18 protein-coding genes are annotated in these 20,757 nt (G+C 68.0%); 8 read left to right on the forward strand and 10 right to left on the reverse strand.

What is annotated here, in order from left to right; genetic code table 11:
* Together ftsZ and lpxC are read left to right on the forward strand one after the other, a co-directional pair.
* Nucleotides 1-1,179, forward strand: coding sequence for a cell division protein FtsZ (ftsZ, locus tag BM172_RS15270; protein ID WP_026633717.1), 1,179 nt, complete (start codon nucleotides 1-3; stop codon nucleotides 1,177-1,179).
* 458 nt (nucleotides 1,180-1,637) lie between these two features.
* Nucleotides 1,638-2,552, forward strand: coding sequence for a UDP-3-O-acyl-N-acetylglucosamine deacetylase (gene lpxC, locus BM172_RS15275; protein WP_026633716.1), 915 nt, complete (start codon nucleotides 1,638-1,640; stop codon nucleotides 2,550-2,552).
* 239 nt (nucleotides 2,553-2,791) lie between these two features.
* Here the strand turns inward: lpxC and BM172_RS15280 are convergent, their stop codons facing one another.
* A complete protein-coding gene (locus BM172_RS15280; RefSeq protein ID WP_026633715.1) occupies nucleotides 2,792-3,271 on the reverse strand; it encodes a DciA family protein in 480 nt (159 codons plus the stop codon).
* Between the two features lie 29 nt (nucleotides 3,272-3,300).
* On the opposite strand from BM172_RS15280, the gene BM172_RS15285 reads away from it, so the two are divergent.
* Together BM172_RS15285 and secA are read left to right on the forward strand one after the other, a co-directional pair.
* Nucleotides 3,301-4,230, forward strand: coding sequence for a M23 family metallopeptidase (locus BM172_RS15285; RefSeq protein WP_026633714.1), 930 nt, complete (start codon nucleotides 3,301-3,303; stop codon nucleotides 4,228-4,230).
* Nucleotides 4,231-4,519: 289 nt separating this feature from the next.
* The gene (gene secA, locus BM172_RS15290; RefSeq protein ID WP_026633713.1) at nucleotides 4,520-7,249 is read left to right on the forward strand and encodes a preprotein translocase subunit SecA; all 2,730 of its coding nucleotides are present in this window, start codon (nucleotides 4,520-4,522) and stop codon (nucleotides 7,247-7,249) included.
* A gap of 64 nt (nucleotides 7,250-7,313) precedes the next feature.
* On the opposite strand, the gene BM172_RS15295 is transcribed toward secA, so the two are convergent.
* From BM172_RS15295 to BM172_RS15320, 6 genes are all read right to left on the reverse strand, one after another.
* A complete protein-coding gene (locus BM172_RS15295; RefSeq protein ID WP_026633712.1) occupies nucleotides 7,314-8,162 on the reverse strand; it encodes a symmetrical bis(5'-nucleosyl)-tetraphosphatase in 849 nt (282 codons plus the stop codon).
* Nucleotides 8,162-8,545, reverse strand: coding sequence for a Co2+/Mg2+ efflux protein ApaG (apaG, locus tag BM172_RS15300; protein WP_026633711.1), 384 nt, complete (start codon nucleotides 8,543-8,545; stop codon nucleotides 8,162-8,164). Before apaG ends, BM172_RS15295 begins: the two co-directional genes overlap by 1 nt.
* A gap of 94 nt (nucleotides 8,546-8,639) precedes the next feature.
* Nucleotides 8,640-9,428 carry a 16S rRNA (adenine(1518)-N(6)/adenine(1519)-N(6))-dimethyltransferase RsmA gene (rsmA, locus tag BM172_RS15305; protein ID WP_026633710.1) on the reverse strand — a complete coding sequence of 263 codons (789 nt, stop codon included), beginning with the start codon at nucleotides 9,426-9,428 and terminating at the stop codon, nucleotides 8,640-8,642.
* 19 nt (nucleotides 9,429-9,447) lie between these two features.
* Nucleotides 9,448-10,449: a 4-hydroxythreonine-4-phosphate dehydrogenase PdxA gene (pdxA, locus tag BM172_RS15310; RefSeq protein ID WP_035322392.1), complete on the reverse strand. Its 1,002-nt coding sequence runs from the start codon at nucleotides 10,447-10,449 to the stop codon at nucleotides 9,448-9,450.
* An 8-nt stretch (nucleotides 10,450-10,457) separates the two neighbouring features.
* Nucleotides 10,458-11,792, reverse strand: a complete 1,335-nt coding sequence (locus tag BM172_RS15315) for a peptidylprolyl isomerase (RefSeq protein WP_026633708.1) — start codon at nucleotides 11,790-11,792, stop codon at nucleotides 10,458-10,460.
* 42 nt (nucleotides 11,793-11,834) lie between these two features.
* Entirely contained in the window at nucleotides 11,835-14,318 is a 2,484-nt protein-coding gene (locus BM172_RS15320) for an LPS-assembly protein LptD (RefSeq protein WP_026633707.1), read from the reverse strand.
* A 303-nt stretch (nucleotides 14,319-14,621) separates the two neighbouring features.
* Between BM172_RS15320 and msrB the strand changes: the two genes are divergently transcribed.
* Nucleotides 14,622-15,038: a peptide-methionine (R)-S-oxide reductase MsrB gene (msrB, locus tag BM172_RS15325; RefSeq protein WP_026633706.1), complete on the forward strand. Its 417-nt coding sequence runs from the start codon at nucleotides 14,622-14,624 to the stop codon at nucleotides 15,036-15,038.
* A 4-nt stretch (nucleotides 15,039-15,042) separates the two neighbouring features.
* Here the strand turns inward: msrB and BM172_RS15330 are convergent, their stop codons facing one another.
* From BM172_RS15330 to BM172_RS15340, 3 genes are read right to left on the reverse strand one after another with little or no spacing between them, the layout of a single operon-like run.
* Complete coding sequence (locus BM172_RS15330; protein WP_197022830.1) at nucleotides 15,043-15,957, reverse strand: histone deacetylase family protein; 915 nt, start codon at nucleotides 15,955-15,957, stop codon at nucleotides 15,043-15,045.
* Between the two features lie 8 nt (nucleotides 15,958-15,965).
* On the reverse strand, nucleotides 15,966-16,535 hold the full coding sequence (locus tag BM172_RS15335) for a cob(I)yrinic acid a,c-diamide adenosyltransferase (RefSeq protein WP_026633704.1): 570 nt from the start codon (nucleotides 16,533-16,535) through the stop codon (nucleotides 15,966-15,968).
* Between the two features lie 8 nt (nucleotides 16,536-16,543).
* Nucleotides 16,544-17,149 (reverse strand): hypothetical protein, encoded by a 606-nt coding sequence (locus tag BM172_RS15340; RefSeq protein WP_051548339.1) that lies wholly within the window; start codon nucleotides 17,147-17,149, stop codon nucleotides 16,544-16,546.
* Between the two features lie 338 nt (nucleotides 17,150-17,487).
* Between BM172_RS15340 and ubiH the strand changes: the two genes are divergently transcribed.
* The 3 genes from ubiH to BM172_RS15355 are packed head-to-tail and all read left to right on the forward strand — an operon-like array spanning nucleotide 17,488 to nucleotide 20,752.
* A complete protein-coding gene (ubiH, locus tag BM172_RS15345) occupies nucleotides 17,488-18,708 on the forward strand; it encodes a 2-octaprenyl-6-methoxyphenyl hydroxylase (RefSeq protein ID WP_035322391.1) in 1,221 nt (406 codons plus the stop codon).
* Entirely contained in the window at nucleotides 18,705-19,916 is a 1,212-nt protein-coding gene (locus BM172_RS15350; protein WP_026633701.1) for a UbiH/UbiF/VisC/COQ6 family ubiquinone biosynthesis hydroxylase, read from the forward strand. Before ubiH ends, BM172_RS15350 begins: the two co-directional genes overlap by 4 nt.
* 47 nt (nucleotides 19,917-19,963) lie before the next feature.
* Nucleotides 19,964-20,752 carry a dienelactone hydrolase family protein gene (locus BM172_RS15355; RefSeq protein ID WP_026633700.1) on the forward strand — a complete coding sequence of 263 codons (789 nt, stop codon included), beginning with the start codon at nucleotides 19,964-19,966 and terminating at the stop codon, nucleotides 20,750-20,752.
* The last annotated feature ends 5 nt before the right edge of the window (nucleotides 20,753-20,757 follow it).

Raw genomic sequence — 20,757 nt, forward strand, 5'->3', positions numbered from 1 at the left:
ATGTTTGAACTGGTCGAAAAACTCGCACCTAACGCAGTCATCAAGGTCATTGGCGTCGGCGGTGGCGGCGGCAATGCCGTGGCTCACATGCTGGGCGCCAACATCGAGGGCGTGGAATTCGTCGTGGCGAACACCGATTCGCAGGCGATGAAGAGCTGCGGTTCGCGCACCCACCTGCAGCTCGGCGCCAATGTCACCAAGGGCCTGGGCGCAGGCGCCAACCCCGAAGTCGGCCGCCAGGCCGCCCTGGAAGACCGCGAGCGCATCGAGGAAATGCTCGAAGGCGCGGACATGGTCTTCATCACCGCCGGCATGGGCGGCGGCACCGGCACCGGCGCGGCTCCCGTGGTGGCGCAGCTGGCCAAGGAAAAGGGCATCCTGACCGTGGCCGTGGTCACCAAGCCGTTCCCCTTCGAAGGCCGCCGCCGCATGCAGGTGGCGATGAAGGGCATCGAGGACCTGTCCCAGCACGTCGACTCGCTGATCACCGTGCCGAACGAGAAGCTGCTGTCGGTGCTCGGCCGCGAGGTCACCCTGTTGAACGCCTTCAAGGCCGCCAACGACGTGCTGCTGGGCGCGGTGCAGGGCATCGCCGACCTGATCACGGCCCCCGGCCTGATCAACGTCGACTTCGCCGACGTGCGCACCGTGATGTCCGAGATGGGCATGGCGATGATGGGCTCGGGCACCGCCCGCGGCGACGACCGCGCGCAGGCCGCCGCCGAGGCCGCCATCAACAACCCGCTGCTGGAAGACGTCAACCTCAACGGCGCCTGCGGCATCCTGGTCAACGTCACCGCCGGTCCGAACCTGACCATGCGCGAGTTCGACGAGATCGGCCGCGTGATCCACGACTTCGCCAGCGAAGACGCGACCGTGGTGATCGGCACCTCGCTCGATCCGGAAATGCAGGACGACGTCCGCGTCACCGTGGTGGCCACCGGCCTGAACCGCGCCGCGGCCGTGCGCCAGCCGCAGCGCTCGCAGGTGACCCAGCAGGTGGAGATGCGCCAGCGGCCGCGCCCGGTCGTGCTGCGCACCGGCACCGGCAACGAAGTGGTGGATTACGCCCAGCCCGACGTGGTGGCCAGCCGTGGCGACGCCGCGCCGGCCAAGGGCGCGGATCCGAGCTTCGATTACCTGGACATTCCGGCCTTCCTGCGCCGCCAGGCCGATTGAGAGGCCATTTGAGAAAAAAATGTTCAAAAAGGAGTGAACAAACGTCAGATTGACTTGTCAGTCACATTACGTGCCTTGCGGCTGCTGCAAAGTTTGCCGCTTGTGCGTTCTCCCGCCCCTGGCGGGGGAGTGTGCTGACGCCGGTCTGCGTGCTCCTGGAGGAACATGACAAGACTGTGCGTCCGGGATGACGCACGACTTGACCGGAGCGTTTCCGCCTCGGCCCGGTCCGACGCCCCGCCACCGGACTCCCGTCCCGGTGCGGGGCGTTGTGTCGATCCTAACTGGTTGACGGAATTGAGGTATTTCGCTGTCTCGCGCACCCTTGGCTTTTCACAAGGATGAAAAAGGCATGAAAGCGTGAACAGACTGTACGGGCTGGTTTGCTTTTTCAGTGGTTAAGACTGTGTTAGCATCCGTCTCCTGTTGGCTGCTGCCCCTTAGTAGGTACCAAAAAAATGATCAAGCAGCGTACGCTCAAGAACATCATCCGGGCCACCGGCGTCGGTCTGCATACCGGCGACAAGGTCTACATGACGCTCCGCCCCGCCGCGCCTAACACCGGCATCGTGTTCCGCCGCACGGATCTCAATCCGCCGGTCGACATCGCCGCGCGTCCGGACAATGTCGGCGATACGCGCCTGTCGACCACCCTGGTCAACGGCGACGTGCGCGTTTCCACCGTGGAACATCTGCTCTCGGCGATGGCCGGCCTCGGTATCGACAACGCTTACGTCGACCTGTCGGCGCCGGAAGTGCCGATCATGGACGGCAGCGCCGGTCCCTTCGTGTTCCTGCTGCAGTCGGCCGGCATCGAAGAGCAGAACGTCGCCAAGCGCTTCATCCGCATCAAGAAGCCGATCAAGGTGCAGGACGGCGACAAGTGGGCCAGCTTCGAGCCTTTCGAAGGCTTCAAGGTCGGCTTCTCGATCGAGTTCAACCACCCGATCATCAGCAAGCGCACCTCCAAGGCGGAGATCGATTTCTCCACCACTTCGTTCGTGAAGGAAGTGAGTCGCGCGCGCACCTTCGGCTTCATGCGCGACATCGAGATGCTGCGCGAACACAACCTCGCACTCGGCGGCTCGATGGACAACGCCGTGGTGCTGGACGACTACCGCGTGCTCAACGAAGACGGCCTCCGCTACGAGGACGAATTCGTCAAGCACAAGATTCTGGACGCCATCGGCGACCTGTACCTGCTGGGCCACAGCCTGATCGGCGCCTACTACGCGCACAAGTCCGGCCATGAGCTCAACAACAAGCTGCTGCGCACGCTGATGGCCGACGCCACCGCGTGGGAAGAAGTCAGCTACCAGGACGACCCGGCGACCGCTCCGATCTCCTACGCGCATCCCGCCCAGGCGATCTGAAGCACTCGCCTCCGGGCGAAGCTGAACAAACTGAACGGCCGCGTCTTCAGGGACGCGGCCGTTTGTTTTGTGATATACCTCGCCCCTTGGTCCTGGCACGACTCACGTATTCGGGATGTCAACGTCTTCCGTGACCGTGGAGCCATGCTATAAACCCGCCACTGCCGATCGGGCATGCGGGCGAACTGGCCGCTGGCGATAGCAGGATGACTTGTCTGAACAGGGGCGGCGAGTCGGACTCAGCCCCCCGGTTTCCGGGAATCAGAAGTTTCGGCGATGGACGCCAGCTCGAGGAACAGACGCTGCAATTCGGTGTCTGTTAGCGAGATCGCTGCGGCCTTTAGATGGTCTGCGGCGGCGGGCGAAAGCGGTTTTGTCCGATCCGGCACGGTTTCGGCCGGCGGAAGGGGGGCCACTTTCACGGTGAGGTATCCGGCGCGCACGCCAATGGCATGCGCGGCAGCGAGGATTTGCGTCTGCATAAGACGAAGCCTCGATGCCACCGCCGGCGAAGGAGCCAGGAATACAAGACGGCCGTCGCGCAGGTTGGCGAATCTCACCTGCTCGCGGATTGGTGACGGCAGCGTCTGGCGCAGCGCACGATCCAACGCCTCCAGCTCACTGGCCTTGCGGGCCAGCTTAGCGAAAGGGCCACATTCGGTGAGGGGTTTCGGTCCTGAGCCGGTGCGGCGGGGAGCGTTGGGAACGTCGCGCTGCATGGGTGCCGACATCTTCGACGTGGAAAAACATGCAAATCATACTCGTCTCACGCACCAAGCGGGTGCCGAAAACCTTCGATCTGGCCGACCGGCGCTTGCGCTATCGGCTGGCCGCAACGGCTCTCGCAGCGGTGCTGGCGCTCGCCGGTGTCGGCGCCACCGTGGCCTTGGCCGTCGCCAGTCCGCGTGATCGCGCCCTGGCCGAGATCACCCAGCTGCACCAGCAGGTGGCCAAGCAGAATGGCCAGCTGGTCGACGTCCGCAAGGACGCGCAGCGCGACATCGACGCGCTCGCCGCCAAGCTCGGCCAGCTGCAGGCCCAGTCGACCCGCCTGAACGCCCTGGGCGAACGCCTGGCGCAGATGGGCAAGCTCGACAGCAACGAATTCAACTTCGACGAACAGCCCGCGGTCGGCGGCGTCGAGGACGCCAACGACAGCGCCTACGCGCTTCCGCAGGCGCTGGACACCGGCATCGACCAGCTGGCCAGCCGTTTCGACAGCCAGCAGGCGCAGCTCTCCGCCCTGCAGAGCCTGCTGCTCGATGCCAAGATCGAATCGAATCTCAAGCCCACCGGCATGCCGGTCGACGGCTATATCTCCTCGTATTTCGGCGGCCGCCCCGATCCGTTCAGCGGCCACGCCGCGTACCACACGGGCCTGGACATCTCCACGCCGACCGGCACACCGGTGCGTGCGGTGGCCGAAGGCATGGTCACCTTCGCCGGTATCCGCAGCGGCTACGGCGACGTGATCGAGATCGACCACGGCAACGGCTACATGACCCGCTACGCCCACAACAGCACGCTGGTGGTCCGCCCCGGGCAGCGCGTGCATGTCGGCGACGTGATCGCCAAGGCCGGTTCGACCGGGCGCTCCACCGGTTCGCACGTGCATTTCGAGGTCTGGTACAAGGGCAACGTGGTCAATCCGCTCGCCTACGTGCGCAATCACCGCTGACGCGCCGCGTCGAAGCCGCCGTCGCCGACGGCGGCGCTCCGGGATGCTCGAGGCCACGGCCTCTTGAAACGCCCCCACGGAGCCGCCACACAAGCCACCGGGAAGGATGACGGGGTTTGCCGCAAGAGGTTGCGGCCACGACGGGCCGCCGGCTGGGGAAAATCCGGCCCGGGTTTCGTTTGAGCCGCTTTCGTTTGGGATCGTCCGGCGACCCTAGTATCATCAATCCTTTCGTCCCGCCCTCCCGCTTGCGGCGGGCGTCTACGCCTCCTGCAGATCCGGAAGATCGATGCTCAATCGCGCCCTGACCAGCCTTTTCGGTAGCCGCAACGAACGCGTGCTGCGACAGCTTTCCAAGTCTGTCGCCCGCATCAACGCGCTCGAGCCCGAGTTCGAAAAGTTGAGCGACGCCGCGCTGCGCGCGAAGACCGACGAGTTCAAGCAGCGCATCGCCGCTGGCGAGTCGCTGGACAAGCTGCTGCCCGAGGCCTTCGCCGTGGTGCGCGAAGGCGCCAAGCGCGTGCTCGGCATGCGCCACTACGACGTGCAGATGATCGGCGGCATGGTGCTGCATTCGGGCCGCATCGCCGAAATGCGCACGGGCGAGGGCAAGACCCTGGTCGGCACCCTGCCGGTGTACCTCAATGCGCTGGAAGGCAAGGGCGTGCATGTGGTCACGGTGAACGACTACCTGGCCCGCCGCGACTCGGCCCAGATGGGCAAGCTGTACAACTTCCTCGGCCTGTCGGTGGGCGTGGTGTGGCCGGGGATGAACCACGCCGACAAGGGCGAGGCCTACGCCGCGGACATCACCTACGGCACCAACAACGAGTTCGGCTTCGACTACCTGCGCGACAACATGGCGTCGAGCAAGGAGCAGCGCTACCAGCGCGGCCTGAACTACGCCATCGTCGACGAAGTGGACTCGATCCTGATCGACGAGGCCCGTACCCCGCTGATCATTTCCGGCCCGGCCGAGGATTCCCCGCAGCTCTACATCGCGGTGAACAAGATCGTGCCGAAGATGATCCGCCAGGAGAAGGAAGACGCCGCCGGCGATTACTGGGTCGACGAGAAGCAGAAGCAGGTGCACCTGTCCGAAGAGGGCATGTCGCACGCCGAGGAGCTGCTGCAGGCCGCCGGCGTGATCGACGGCGAGACCGGCCTGTACGACTCCAAGAACCTGGCCGTGGTGCATCACCTCAATGCGGCGCTGCGCGCGAACGCCATCTATCACCGCGACGTGGACTACATCGTCCGCGACGGCGAGGTGGTGATCGTCGACGAATTCACCGGCCGCACGCTGGTGGGCCGCCGCTGGTCGGACGGCCTGCACCAGGCGGTGGAAGCGAAGGAAGGCGTGCCGATCCAGCGCGAGAACCAGACGCTGGCGACCATCACCTTCCAGAACCTGTTCCGCATGTACAAGAAGCTGGCCGGCATGACCGGCACGGCGGACACCGAAGCGTACGAGTTCCAGCAGATCTACGGCCTGGAAGTGGTGGTCATTCCCACCCACAAGCCGATGATCCGCAAGGACAACCCGGACATGGTCTTCCTCGGCCAGCAGGCCAAGTACGACGCCGTGATCGAGGACATCGTCGACTGCCACAAGCGCCGCCAGCCGGTGCTGGTCGGCACCACCTCGATCGAGGTGTCGGAGCTGCTGTCCAAGCTGCTCAACAAGGCCAAGATCCCGCACGAGGTGCTCAACGCCAAGCAGCATGAGCGCGAGGCGCACATCGTGGCCCAGGCCGGCGCGCCGGGCTCGGTGACGATCGCCACCAACATGGCCGGCCGCGGCACCGACATCGTGCTGGGCGGCAGCCTGGAGGCGGCCGTGGCCGCGCTGCCGGAAACCGCCACCGACGCCGATCGCGCCAAGATCAAGAGCGAGTGGAAGAAGAAGCACGAGCAGGTGCTGGAAGCCGGCGGCCTGCACATCGTCGGCACCGAGCGCCACGAATCCCGCCGCATCGACAACCAGCTGCGCGGCCGTTCGGGCCGTCAGGGCGACCCGGGCTCCTCGCGCTTCTACCTGTCGCTGGAGGACAACCTCCTGCGCATCTTCGCCGGCGACTGGGTCGGCCGCTGGATGCGCATGTTCGGCATGAAGGAAAATGAGGCGCTGGAAGACCGCATGGTCAGCCGCCAGATCGAGAAGGCGCAGCGCAAGGTCGAGCAGCACAACTTCGACATCCGCAAGCACCTGCTGGAGTTCGACGACGTCGCCAACGACCAGCGCAAGGTGATCTACGCGCAGCGCGACGAACTGCTGGAAACCGACAGCATCGCCGACACCGTCGCCGACATCCGCGACGACGTGGTCACCGGCGTGGTGCGCCGCTACGTGCCGCACGACAGCATCGACGACCAGTGGGACCTGCCGGCGCTGGACCGCGAACTGGAAAGCGAATTCGGCCTGTCGGTCGACGTGAAGCACTGGGTCGAGAAGCAGCACGAAGTCGACGCCGGCATGATCCTCGAGCATGTGCGCGAGGCGGTCGAGAACCTGTTCAAGTCCAAGGAACAGCAGATCGGCGCCGACACCATGCGCCAGCTCGAGAAGCACATCATGCTCAGCGTGCTGGACAACGCCTGGAAGGAGCACCTGGCCAGCATGGATTACCTGCGCCAGGGCATCTACCTGCGCGGCTATGCGCAGAAGCAGCCGAAGCAGGAGTTCAAGCGCGAGTCGTTCGAACTGTTTTCCAGCATGCTCGACCGCATCAAGGTCGAAGTGATCCAGATGCTGGCGCGCATCCGCATCCGCAGCGAAGAAGAAGTCGCCGCGATGGAAGCCGAGCAGCAGCGCATGGCCGAGCGCCTGGCCAAGCAGATGCATGCCAGCGGTGGCGGTGCGCCTGTCGGGGCGCTCGGCGCTGATCCGGAAGCGGTGGCTGCGGGCAGCCTCAGCGCGGCGGCCGCGGGCAACGAGGGTCCGAAGGTCGGTCGCAACGACCCTTGCCCCTGCGGCTCGGGCAAGAAGTTCAAGCATTGCCATGGCCAGCTGAGCTGAGGCTCGGCGGGACGGGTACGAAAAAGGCGGCCAGTGGCCGCCTTTTTCTTGCGATGCGTCCGGCTCAGTCCTCGCCCGGCATCCGCTTGCGATGCGGTTCGGCGTCCACCGTGATGTACTGCGGCTCCTCGCTGTCCAGCCGCAGCGCGGTGAGCTTGCCGCCCCACACGCAACCGGTATCGATGGCGTAGATGCCCAGGCCCGCGAAGCGGCCCAGCGCCGACCAGTGGCCGCATACGATGCGCGTCTCGCGGCGCTTCATGCCGGGCACTTCGAACCACGGATACATGCCGGGCTTCTGCGTGCCCGGCACGTCCTTGCTCTCGAAATCGATGCGCCCCTGGATGTCGCAGTAGCGCATGCGGGTGAAGGTGTTGATCGAGGCACGCATGCGCTCGATGCCCTGCAGCCGGCTCGACCATGCTGCCGGGCGGTTGCCGAACAGGTTCTTCAGGATGCGCCCGTGGCGTGGGCTCGACAGCTCGCGCTCCACTTCCTGCGCCGAGCGCAGCGCCTGCCGCAGCGTCCAGATCGGCGCCAGCCCGGCATGGACCATGGTCCAGCCCAGCGCCTCGTCGTGGTGCATGAGCTTCTGCGAGCGCATCCATTCGAACAGCACCGGCGCGTCGTCCGCGAACAGCACTTCGCGCAGCTCGGGATTGACCTTGGACTGCGCCTCGGGCCGGCGCTGCGCGATGGCCAGCAGGCTGAGGTCGTGGTTGCCGAGCGTAAGCACGACCTGCTCGCGCAGGCCATGGATCAGGCGCAGGGTTTCCAGCGACTGCCCGCCGCGGTTGACCAGGTCGCCGCAGAACCACAGGCGGTCGCTGGCCGGGTCGAAGCGCAGCTTGTCCAGCAGGCGTTGCAGTTCGGGGAGGCAGCCCTGCACGTCGCCGATCGCATACGTAGCCATCAGTGCAGCGTACGCGGAATGGAGAGCGTGAAGGGCGCGATCGGGGCTTCGAAATGCGTGCCGTCGTCGGCCAGCATCTGGTAGCTGCCCTGCATGATGCCCACCGCCGTTTCCAGCACGGCGCCGGAGGTGTACTCGTAGTCGTCGCCGGGACGCATCCACGGCTGCTCGCCGACCACGCCCTCGCCGCGCACCTCTTCCACCTTGCCGTTGGCGTCGGTGATCACCCAGTGGCGGGCGATCAGGCGCGCGGGCACGTCGCCCGCATTGTGCAGCGTGACGGTGTAGGCGAAGACGTAGCGGTTGTCGCCGGGCTTGGATTGATCGGGGACGAAGCGTGTTTCGACCTGCACGTCGATCGTGTAGGAAGCTTTCTCGTTCATGGCGGGATTGTAAGGCTTGCCGACACGCATGGAGCAAGCCTGACCGCGCACGCCTGAACCGGGCATGCCCGCCGGGCCATGCTCGCCGGTGCTGTCACGCCTGGGTTGGCACCTTGGCGAGGCGGACGAAATCCAGCGGCGCCAGGGTTTCGGCGCGCGCCTTGGGGTCGATGCCCGCCGCTTCGATCGCCGCGGCGTCCATCAGCTGGCGCAGCGCATTGCCCAGGGTCTTGCGCCGCTGCGCGAAGGCCGCCTTGACGATCGCGTGCACGCGCTCCGGATCGGCGTCGTGGCGCTGCTCCGCCGGCAGCGGCAGCAGGCGCACCACGGCCGAGTCCACCTTCGGCGGCGGACGGAACGCGCCGGGCGGCACGGTGAACAGCGGCTCGACCCGGCAGGCCAGCTGCAGCATCACGGATAGACGTCCATACACCTTGCTGCCGGGCTCGGCCGCCATGCGGTCGACCACTTCCTTCTGCAGCATGAAGTGCATGTCGCGGATCGCCGCGGCGTGGTCCACGCAGTGGAACAGGATCGGGCTGGAAATGTAGTAGGGCAGGTTGCCGGCGATGCGCAGCCGTTCGGCGCCGAGCTCGCGCGCCAGCGCGGTGAAATCCACCTTCAGCACGTCCGAGTGGACGATGCGCAGCTCGCCCACCGCGGCGGCGCGCGCCTGCAGGTCGGGGATCAGGTCGGTATCCAGTTCGATCGCGGTGAGCTTGCCGGCCGCGGCGAGCAGGGGCAGGGTGAGCGCGCCTTCGCCGGGGCCGATTTCCACCACGACGTCCTCGGGCTTGGGCGAAATCGAGCTGACGATGCGCTCGATGTAGCGCTTCTCGTGGAGGAAGTGTTGGCCGAAGCTTTTCTTGGGACGGGCGTTCATGACATTCCGGGAAACGGGCTCAGCCGCGCGTAGCACGGCGCGCGGACAGCTCGAGCGCCATGCGGGCCGCGGCGATCAGGCTGGAAGGATCGGCGCGGCCGCTGCCGGCCAGGTCCAGCGCCGTGCCGTGGTCCACCGAGGTGCGGATGAAGGGCAGGCCGAGCGTGAGGTTGACGGTGCGGTCGAAGGCCTCGCTCTTGAGCACCGGCAGGGCCTGGTCGTGGTACATCGCCAGCACCGCGTCGTAGCCGGCGCGCTGCGCTGGCACGAAGGCGGTGTCGGCGGGCAGCGGACCGAGCAGGTGCAGGCCTTCGGCGCGCAGCGCCTCCAGCACCGGCACGATGGTGTCGATCTCCTCGCGCCCCAGGTGCCCGCTTTCGCCGGCGTGCGGATTGAGCCCCAGCACGGCGATGCGCGGCGCGGCGAAGCCGAACTTGTCGCGCAGCTCGGCATGCACGATGCGCAGCGTGCGGGTGAGGCCGTCGGCGGTGATCGCCGCCGGTACCGCGGCCAGCGGCAGGTGCGTGGTGGCCAGGGCCACGCGCAGTTCCGGGCTGGCCAGCATCATCACCACGTCGCTGCGGCTGCGCTCGGCGAAGAATTCGGTGTGCCCGCTGAAGCGGATGCCAAGACCATCATTCATGGACGACTTCTGCAGCGGCGCGGTGACCACGGCGTCGTAGCGGCCGCTCATGCAGCCGTCGGCGGCTTCGGCCAGGGTGGTGAGCACGTGGGCGGCGTTGCGCGGATCCGGCCGGCCGGGCTGTTCTTCGGCGGCGAGCGGGATGTGCCGCACGCGCAGCGTCCCGGCCGCACGCGCGGCGAGCGGAGCGCCATCGTCGTCGATCAGTTCGATCGCGGTGCCGCAGCGTGCGGCGGCGCGTTCGAGCAGGCCGCGGTCGGCGACCGCAATGAAATTGGCCGCCAGCGGAGTGGCGGCCAATCGGATCAGCAGTTCGGGGCCGACGCCCGCCGGTTCGCCAGCGGTGACGGCGAGCCGGGGTAGCGCGACCGCGTTCAAGGCATCCCTCAGGACGACTTGCCCGGCTCGGGCTCGCGCAGTTCCGGCACCAGGATGTTGACGTAGGCGCTGGAGCGCATCTCGCGCAGGAAGTCCTCGTAGGCCTGCTCGGCCTTGCGGTTGCCGATGGCCTGGCGGGCCTGGTCGCGCGCGATCTGGTCGGTCAGGTCGCTCTGGCGCACGCCCAGGCGCTGCAGGATGTGCCAGCCGGCTTCGCTCTGGAACGGCTTGGACACTTCGTTGTCCTTCAGGTCGTTGATCTGCTGGCCGATCACCGAGCCCCAGGCCTGCTGCGGGAACCAGCCCATGTCGCCGCCGTTGTTGGCGGTGGTGTTGTCCTTGGACTCGTCCTTGGCCAGCTTGGCGAAGTCCTCGTGCTTGTTGACGATGCGGCTGTAGAGATCTTCAGCCTTCTGGCGGGCCTGCTCCGGCGTCACGATCTCGCTGGGCTTGATCAGGATCTGGCGGGCGTGGAATTCCGGCACCACCTGGCGGCTGGGCGCGCGCTGCGCGATCAGCTTGATGATGTGGAAGCCGGTCGGGCCGCGCATGGCCGAGCTGACGTCGCCCACCTTCATGCCGCCGACCGCGTCGGCGAAGGCCGGCGGCACTTCGTCCATGCGGCGCCAGCCGAGGTCGCCGCCCTCGAGCGCGTCCTGGGCGTCGGAATAGCGGATCGCCGCGGCGTTGAAATCCATGCCGCCGTGGATGGCGTTGATGGCGTCCTCGGCCTTCTTCTGCGCGGTCTGGATCGCCGCGGCGTCGCCGCCGGACGGCACGCTGATCTGGATGTGCGCCAGATGGATCTCGCCGGCCTTGTAGGTCGGGCTGGCCAGCAGGTTGTTGATCTCGCTGTCGGTGACGTTGACCGAGTCGCGCACCACGCTCTCGTGCAGGCGCTGGGCGATCAGCTGCTCGCGCAGCTGCTGGCGGAACGCGGCGAAGCTGGAGCCTTCCTGTTCCACCGCGGCGCGCAGCTGCTCGGCCGACATCTTGTTCTGCTGGGCCACGGCGCCCACGGCCTGGTCGACGTCGGCGTCGGAGACGCGGATGCCCTGGTCGTCGGCCTTCTGCACCTGCAGCTTCATCAGGACCAGGCGGTCCAGCACCTGGCGCTGCAGCACGTCCATCGGCGGCAATTGCCCAGGCTGGCTGGCGTACTGCTGCTGCACCGAACGCACGGCGTCATTGAGCTCGCTCTGCAGGATCACGCCGTCGTCCACCACGGCCACGATGCGGTCCAGCGGCTGGTTGGACTGGGCCTGCGGCAGCAGCTGGGCATGGGCGGGAACGACGGCCGCGGTGGCGACCGCGAGCAGGAACAACGCGAGAGGCTGTTTCATTTACGTTGGGACCTTCAATCGCCTCAGGCGGCGACCGGGAAGTTATTGATAGCCAAGGATACCACGCCGCAGCACCCCTTCCGTCTGGCCGTTGAAGGCGCCCAGACCCTTGAACTGCAGTTCGAACATGATGGCGTTGTTGGCGCTGGCGTTGGCGGTGGCGAAGTTGTAGGTGTTGACGTAATGGCGTCCCACCACGCGGACCGCGACGCAGCAGCTGTCGTACTCGACGCCCGCCAGCGCTTCCACCGTCCGCTTCTCCATCACCGAATACGTCCAGCGGCCGACCAGGCGCCAGCGTTCGGAGATCGGGTAGACCGCGGAGGCGTCGTATTGTTCCAGCAGGCCGCGGCGGTAGCGGTAGGAGAAGTTGACGATGCCGTCCGTGCCGATCCGGCGCTGGATGCTCACCGCCGCCAGGTCGGTGCTGCGGCCGACGAAATAGGGCTTGCCGGTGATGTCGGTGCCGCCCTGCTGGCGCTTGTGCGGGTCCCACTGGTACTGGGTGCTCACGCGCCAGTCGTCGTCCAGCTGCATGTTCAGCTGGGCCACGTAGTTGGAGCCGGACCAGTCGGTCGGCGTGCCGGTGGTGTTGTTGCTGTTGGGCAGCTGCACGCGCTGCTGGTTGAAGTAGCGGATCTGGCCGATGCTGGCCGACAGGCGCTCCACGCCGTTGTCGTCGAGCAGGCGGGTGGTCAGCGCCGCGGTCAGGTTATTGGCGTTCATCTGGCGGTCCGCGCCGGAATACTGGTTCGGCGAGAACAGCTGCCAGTAGTCGAACGACATCAGGTTGGTGTCGAACAGCGGCAGGTTGTTCTGGTTGCGGTACGGCACGTACAGGTAGTACAGCCGCGGCTCCAGGGTCTGCGTATAGCCCTTGCCGAACAGCGTGGTGAGGCGGTCGAACACCAGGCCGGTGTCCAGGCTGGTGATCGGCACCGAGCGGCTCGGCGAGCTGCTGGTGAACGGCGTGGTCGTGCCGGTGGCCAGCGGCGTGTAATAGCCGTAGCGGTCGTAGCCGCCGCTCAGGTCGTACGTGGTGTAGCGGTAGGCCACCTTCGGCCGCACGAACCAGGCGGCGCCGCGGAAATCGGCGGCCAGGTAGGGGTACAGGTCCAGGCGGTTGCCTTCGACCACGTCGTCCTTGCGGAACGCCACGGCCTCGGTGCTGGCGCCGAATTCCAGCCACTTCTGCAGCGGCAGGTTGACGTTGAAGGTCGCGCGCGGCCAGCGCTTGTACTGCACCGAGGAGTCGGGCAGCGAGGGGTCGACGTTCTGGTAGCTGTCCGCGCCGAACGAGGCGTTCCACCAGTTGCCGCCGCCGACCACGTAGGCGCTGGAGGTCAGCGTGCCGATCGCCGAGGTGTACAGGTCGTTGCCGAAGTCGCGCAGGTAATTGCGGTCGGAGGCGCGGTTGATGCTGGTGGTGAAGGTCCACGGGCCGACCAGGTGCGACTGGTCGTTGAACTTCACCAGGTAGCGGTCGTCGCCCTTGGTCTGCTCCACGCTGTCCGGGTCGTTGTCGCCGCGGTCATTGTGCAGGTATTCGATGTTCAGCTGGCCGGTGGTGCCGGGAATCAGGTTCAGATAGCGGAACTCGCCGGCCAGCATCAGGCCGCGCGAGGTGTAGATGCGCGGCTCCAGCGTGGCGTCGTAGTTCGGCGCCAGGTTGAGGTAATACGGCGCGCCCAGCATGAAGCCGGAGCGGTTGGAATTGCTGAAGGTCGGATACAGGAAGCCGCTCTTGCGCCGGTCGTCCACCGGGAAGGTGAAGTAGGGCAGGTACAGGAACGGCACGTTGGCGAAGCGCATGGTGGCGCCATGCGCCGTGCCCACGCCGGTTTCCTTGTCGATGCGCAGGTCCTTCGAGCGCACTTCCCACAGATGATGGCCGACGTCGCAGGTGGAATAGCTGACGCGGGTGTAGTGGGTGCGCTGCGCGTCCAGCATCTGGCCCTGCTGGGCCACGCCGTTGCCGCGCGAGGTGAGCATCTGGTAGCGCACGGTGTCGGCCACGCCCGTGCTCGAGTCGGTGTTGCCGCGGATGTGCTCGGCGTTCAACAGCTGGCCGGCTTCCTGGTAGCGCACATTGCCGCGCGCGTCGTAGTCGGTGCTGTCGCTGTTGTAGTCGGCGGTGTCCGACTGCAGCTTCTGGTCGGCGCGCTGGATGTTCACCCGGCCCTGCAGGTGATAGACCGTCTGGTCGGAGCTGTCGACCTGCTCGGCATAGACCTCGGTGTTGGCCGTGTCGCGCCCGGTGGTGTCCTTGGGCAGCGTGGGATCGTAGAACTCCAGCAGAGCGTTCGGGCGGCACATCGTGTAGTTCAGCTCACGCGGCTTGCAGTGGAACGAGCCGAGCGGGCAGGACGCGGTCCCGGTCTGGCCGGCGCTTTCCTGGGTGCCGGTGCCCTGGGTCCCGTCGGAGGTCGACTGGGCTTCGGCCTGGCCGCCCATCAGGGCAAGGGCCGCGGCGACCGCCAGCAGGCGGCGCGGGGGCAGGTGGCGCGAGGTCGGCTTGGGCGTCACGATGGCGGTCTGCTGGTTTCGGAAAGGTCGTTAAGCTAGCAGAAAGACCCCATATACGGCAGGCGAGACCCCTTAGAGCCTGTTCAATGTCTCCGCGTAGCCCGCGCCGGCTCTGGTTGCTCGCCAGACAAGGAAGAGTGAGGGAGCGTATGTCGATACGTGACCGAGCGATGACGCAGGATGGCGGGCAACCAGAGCCGGCCCTCCGGGTTGCCGTTGGGCGGCCGCTTGGCGGCCACTCAACGGCAACGCGGGCTACGCGGAGACATTGAACAGGCTCTCAACCCCGTACGAGGATTCAGCATGAGCGAGACCAAGCTGACCAAGACCGATGCCGAGTGGCGCGCCGAGCTCACCCCCGAGCAGTACGCCGTCTGCCGCTGTTCCGCCACCGAGCGCCCGTTCACCGGCAAGTGGTACGAGCACAAGGCCGCCGGCACCTATGTCTGCGCCGCCTGCCACGCCGCCCTGTTCGGCTCCGAGGCCAAGTACGACTCCGGCTCCGGCTGGCCGAGCTACTACCAGCCGGTCGCGCCGGGCGCGGTGATCGAGCACGCGGACGACAGCCACGGCATGCAACGCATCGAGGTGCGCTGCGCCCAGTGCGATTCGCACCTGGGCCACGTCTTCCCCGACGGCCCGCGGCCGACCGGCCTGCGCTACTGCATCAATTCGGTGGCGCTGGATTTCGAGCCGGCCGGCTCGTCAGCGCAGCCGTAAGAAGTCAGGCCATCAACTCGGCGACGTGCGCGCCGACGCTGGCCGCCAGCGCCTGGAGGTCGTAGCCGCCCTCCAGCGTGGATACCAGGCGGTCCGCGGCGTGCGCGTGTGCCAGGTCGACCAGGCGGCCGGTGATCCAGGCGTAGTCCTCGGTGTCCAGGCGCAGTTGCGCCAGCGGGTCGGCGCGGTGGGCGTCGAAGCCGGCCGAGATCAGCACCAGCTGCGGCTTGAACGCGTAGAGCCTGGGCAGCAGCGCGCCTTCCCACAGCTCGCGGAACTCCTGCGAACCGTCGCCCGCCGCCAGCGTCGCATTGACGATATTGCCCGCGCCGCGCTCGTCCTCGCGCCCCGTCTCCGGATACAGCGGCGACTGGTGGCTGGAGACGAACAGCACGCGCGGGTCGCGCTCGAAGATGTCCTGCGTGCCGTTGCCGTGGTGCACGTCGAAATCGGCGATGGCGATGCGCTTGAGGCCATGCTCGGCGATCGCATGCGCGGCGGCCACGGCGACGTTGTTGAACAGGCAGAAGCCCATCGCCTGGGTCCGCGTGGCGTGGTGCCCCGGCGGACGCACCGCGCAGAACGCGCGCCCGCCGCCGGCCATGGCCAGGTCCACCGCGGCGACCAGGGCGCCGGCCGCGCGCAGGGCGGCTTCGGCGGAGCCGGGCGACATCAGCGTGTCCTCGTCCAGCCGCACCGTGCCTCCGGCCGGGGCGATGGCGAGGATGCTGTCGACGTGGTCGGCACCATGCACGCGCAGCAGCTGCTCGCGGGTGGCGCGCGGCGCTTCAATGCGGTCCAGCGCGGCGAAGCGGTCGTGGTCCAGCGCACGCAACACGCTGCGCAGGCGCGAGGGGGACTCGGGATGGCCCTCGCCCGGGTCGTGCTGCAGGCAGGCCGGGTGGGTGTAGAGCCGCAGCATGAGGCTCAGCTGGCCGCGGGCTTGCGGCGGCGTTCGTGCTGCCACAGCACTTCGCCGTGGCCGCCGGCGCGCGCCAGCACGCGGCAGATCACGAACAGCAGGTCGGACAGGCGGTTGAGATAGCGCTGCGCCTGCGGCCGCACGTCCTCGACGCGGGCCAGTGCGATCACCTCGCGCTCGGCGCGGCGGCACACGGTGCGCGCCAGGTGGCAGCAGGAGGCGGCCATGCCGCCGCCGGGCAGGATGAAATCCTTCAGCGCGGGCAGCGGCTCGTTGAAGCCGTCCAGTACCTGCTCCAGGCGGTCGATGTCGCCGTCGTCGATCATCGCCATGCCGGGAATGCACAGCTCGCCGCCGAGATCGAACAGGTCGTGCTGCACCTGGGTCAGCGTCTCGCGGACGTCGTCGCCCACGCCGTCGGCGGCCAGCACCATGCCGATGGCGCTGTTGAGCTCGTCCACGGTGCCGTAGGCGGCCACGCGCAGCGAATCCTTCGGCACGCGCGAACCGTCGCCGAGGCCGGTGCTGCCGTCGTCGCCGGTGCGCGTGTAGATCTTGGAGAGGCGGTTGCCCACGCGACCGCTCAGTGCGTCAGCTTGGTCGAATCCGCGTGGCCCAGCGTGCGGCCGAGCTGGGTGGCCAGCGCGTGCACCACCAGGCCCAGGCCCACCCACAGCGCGGTGGTTTCCAGGAAGAACAGGTACCAGTCGCCCAGGTTGGCGAACCAGGCCGCGAAGCTGCGCGGCTGCGGCACGGTGGCGCTCAGCCAGTAGTAGCTGCCGTTGGACAGCACATAGCAGGCCGCCCAGCCGGCCAGCATCGCGCCCGCCGCCAGGCCCAGGCCGCGCAGGTTCAGGCCCGGCTTGCGCGCGGCCAGCCAGCTGCCGCCCATCCACAGGCCGAAGTACGAGGGCACCAGGAACCAGTAGGCCGCCGAGACGCAGTAGTGCTGCCAGAAATCCATGCCCTGGCCGGTGATCACGAAGTAATCCGCCAGTACCGCCAGCGCCATCAGCAGCGGGAAGGCCCAGCGCGCCGAGCCGCGCAGCCAGAAGCCGGCCAGGAAGAACACGCCCCAGGAGGCGTCCCACACGTCGTGGTGCAGGATCGAGATGTGCACGCGGGTGGCGGCCATGACCAGGGCGAGGGCCGCGAAAATGCCGAGGCGCTGGGATTGCGTCGTAGCCATGAGCTGCTCCAAAGAAAGTGTCGCGAGAAAATGCAGACGCGAAGTCTATCGCAAAGGGCCCGGCCCCGATGATCTGCGCCCTTTCCAGGCTGGGTCCTTCTCCCTCCGGGAGCACGCGGGGAGCGCACAGGGATGTGCGCGGTTCTGAGGAGCGAGGAAGGTGCCGGCAGGCGGATGAGGGTTCGGGCGGAGCGATGCGCATCATTCCGCCCCATACCTCACCCATCCCTCTGCCGGAGGGATGAGGAGTTCAGGCCGCGCTACCTCGTGGCCATTTTCGCCACCGAGATCCGATAGCCCAGCGCGTATCATGCGGGCCCATGACGTCCCCAGCCCCCATGCCCCATCCGACTTCCTCCAATCCCCCCGTGCTCATCGTCGGCGGCGGCCTGGTCGGCGCCAGCCTGGCCATCGCGCTGGACGTGGCGGGCGTCGATGCCGTCATGGTCGAGGCCGCCGCGCCGCGCGCGGACGCCCAGCCCAGCTACGACGAGCGCAACCTCGCGCTGTCCCGCGCCACGGTCAACGGCCTGGAGGCGATCGGCGTGTGGCGGCATGCAGCCGCGCTGGCGACGCCGATCCGGCATATCCATGTCAGCCGCAGCGGGGATTTCGGCAGCGTCCGCCTCGATGCGCAGCGCGAGGGCGTCGATGCGCTGGGCTGGACCTTGCCGGCGCGCGAGTTCGGCAACGCCCTGCTACGCCGCCTGGACGAGTGCCGGCGCCTGCGCCGCCTCGCCCCGGCCCGGCTGGAAGCGCTGGAGCCGCTCGCCGAGGGCTGGCGCGCCCGCGTGAGCACGGCCGATGGCGTGCAGGAGATCGATGCGGCGCTGCTGGTCGGCGCCGACGGCACGGCGTCCTATGTGCGCGATCGCCTGGGCATCGAGGCCGATACCTACGACTACCGCCAGTCCCTGTTCGTCTGCACCGTGACGCCCGAGCGCCCGCACGCGAACCGTGCCTACGAACGTTTTGCCGATAACGGTCCGGTGGCCCTGCTGCCGCTGGCCGAGCGTCGCTGCGGCCTGGTCCTCACCGTGCCGACGGCAGAGGCCGACGCGATCGCCGCGCTGGACGACGACGGTTTCCTGGCCTTCGCGCAGCAGCGCTTCGGCTGGCGCCTGGGCCGCCTGTCGCGGCCGGGCAAGCGCCATCCCTATCCGATCAAGCGCGTGGCGGCGGGGCGGTTGACCGGCCCGCGCGCGGTGCTGGTCGGCAATGCCGCGCAGACGGTGCATCCGATCGGCGCGCAGGGTTTCAACCTGGGCCTGCGCGATGCGCTGACCCTGGCCGAGCTGGTCGCCGCCGCGCCGGATCCCGGCGCGCCGGCGTTGCTGGAGGAGTACGCCGCGCGCCGCGCGCCGGACCGCGAGGGCACCATGAACATGAGCCACGGCCTGGTGCAACTGGCCTGCCTGCCGCAGCCGCTGCTCGGCCCGTTGCGCTCGCTGGCCCTGCTGGCCTGCGACCGCGTGCCGCCGCTGCGCGGCCTGCTGGCGCGCAAGGGCATGGGCTTCCGTGCGGAGCCGCCGCGGGCGGTGCTGGAGCGTCTGCCATGAGCCAGCTGTCAGTGCGCGGCGAAGCGCGCCGCCGCGGTCCCGCGCTGGACGTCGCCGTGGTCGGCGGCGGCATGGTGGGCGCCGCCGCCGCGCTGGCGCTGGCGAAAGCCGGCTTCGCCACCGCGCTGCTCGAAGCGCGCGAACCGGCGCCGTGGTCGGCCGAACAGGAAGTCGACCTGCGCGTGGTCGGCCTGGCGCCGTCCTCGATCGCATTGCTCGACCAGCTCGGCGTGTGGGCCTCGATCCGCGAGGCGCGCTCGGGCCCGTACGCCCATATGCATGTGTGGGACGCCGAAAGCGGCGCCTCGATCCACTTCGATGCGGCCAACGAAGGGCGCGACCTGCTCGGCCATATCGTCGAGAACAACCTGGTGCAGTGGCGCTTGTGGCTGGCGCTGGAAGCGGCCGGCGTGCAGCGTCTGTGCCCGGCCGAGGTGAAGGGTTTCGAGGCGCAGGACGACCGCATCCAGCTCGACCTCGCCGACGGCCAGTCGATCGGCGCGCGCCTGCTGGTCGCCGCCGACGGCGCCGGCTCGCCGCTGCGCAAGCTGGCCGGCATCGAGACGCGCGGCCGCGATTACGCGCAGCGCGCGGTGGTCGCGCACGTGCGCACCGAGCGGCCGCACCAGGGCACGGCGTGGCAGCGTTTTCTTCCCGATGGTCCGCTGGCCCTGTTGCCGCTGGCCGATGGGCGCAGTTCCGTGGTGTGGTCGCTGCCCGACGATGAAGCGAAACGCGTGCTCGCGCTTGACGACGACGCCTTCCTGGCGGCACTCGGCGTGGCCAGCGATTTCCGTCTCGGCCGCATCGTCGGCAGCACGCCGCGCGCGGCGTTCCCGCTCAAGCTGCAGCTTGCCACCACCTACCAGGCCGAGCGCTTCGTGCTGCTTGGCGACGCCGCGCACGCGGTGCATCCGCTGGCGGGGCAGGGCGTCAACCTCGGCCTGCGCGACGTGGCGGAGCTGCGCGACACGCTCCTCGCCGCGCGCGAGGCCGGACGCGACATCGCCGCCGCCCACGTGCTGCGCCGCTACGCGCGCCGCCGGCGCAGCGCCGACACGCTGGACGCGCTGGGCTTCGACGCGCTGGCGCGCATCTACGGCTGGCGCGCCTCGCCGCTGGTCGCCGCGCGCGGCCTGGGCGTGCGCCTGGTCGATCGCATCGGCCCGCTGAAGCGCCGGCTGGCGGAGCATGCCGCCGGGCGCTGATGCGCCTTCATCGCAAGCTTTCCCCCGTACATCGCAAGGAGTGGATCATGCGTATTGCACGACTCGGTTGCCTGCTGTTGCTGTCCGGCCTGGCCTTCGCCGCACAGGCGAAAATGGTGCACAAGCCGGTGGAGTGGACGCTGGATGGAACCAGGTTCCGCAGCGTGCTGGTGTACGACGATGCAGTGAGCGCCAAGCGCCCCGCGCTGGTGATGGTGCCGAACTGGTACGGCGTCAACGACCTGGCGCTGACCAAGGCCGAAGGCATCGCCGGCAAGGACTACGTGGTCCTGGTCACCGACATGTACGGCGCCACCACGCGCCCCAAGAACGACCAGGAAGCGCAGGCCGCGGTGAAGCCGCTGTACGGCGACCGCTCGCTGATGCGCAAGCGCGTGTCCTATGCGCTGGACCAGTTGAAGGCGCAGGCCAAGGACGCGCCGATCGACCTGTCCAGGCTGGCCGCGATCGGCTTCTGCTTCGGCGGTTCCGCCGTGCTGGACCTGGCGCGCGCCGGCGCCGACGTGGCCGCGGTGGTGTCGTTCCACGGCGGCCTGGCGACCGACAATCCCGACTTGGCCAAACAGATCAAGGCCCGCGTGCTGGTGTTCAACGGCGCCGACGACAAGGGCACCATGCCCGACGCCGACAAGTTCATGGACGAGATGCGCGGCAGCAAGGCGGACTGGCAGTTCGTGGTGCTGGGCAATGCGGTGCATTGCTTTACCGAGACGGACCAGCATCGGGAAGGTTGCGCGTATGACGAGCGGGCGGCGAAGCGCAGCTATCGGATGATGGGGGACTGGTTGCGCGGGGCGTTTACCAACACGCCTTGATTACC

The organism is Dyella marensis (assembly GCF_900112865.1).
GTDB classification, from domain to species: Bacteria; Pseudomonadota; Gammaproteobacteria; order Xanthomonadales; family Rhodanobacteraceae; genus Dyella_D; species Dyella_D marensis_A.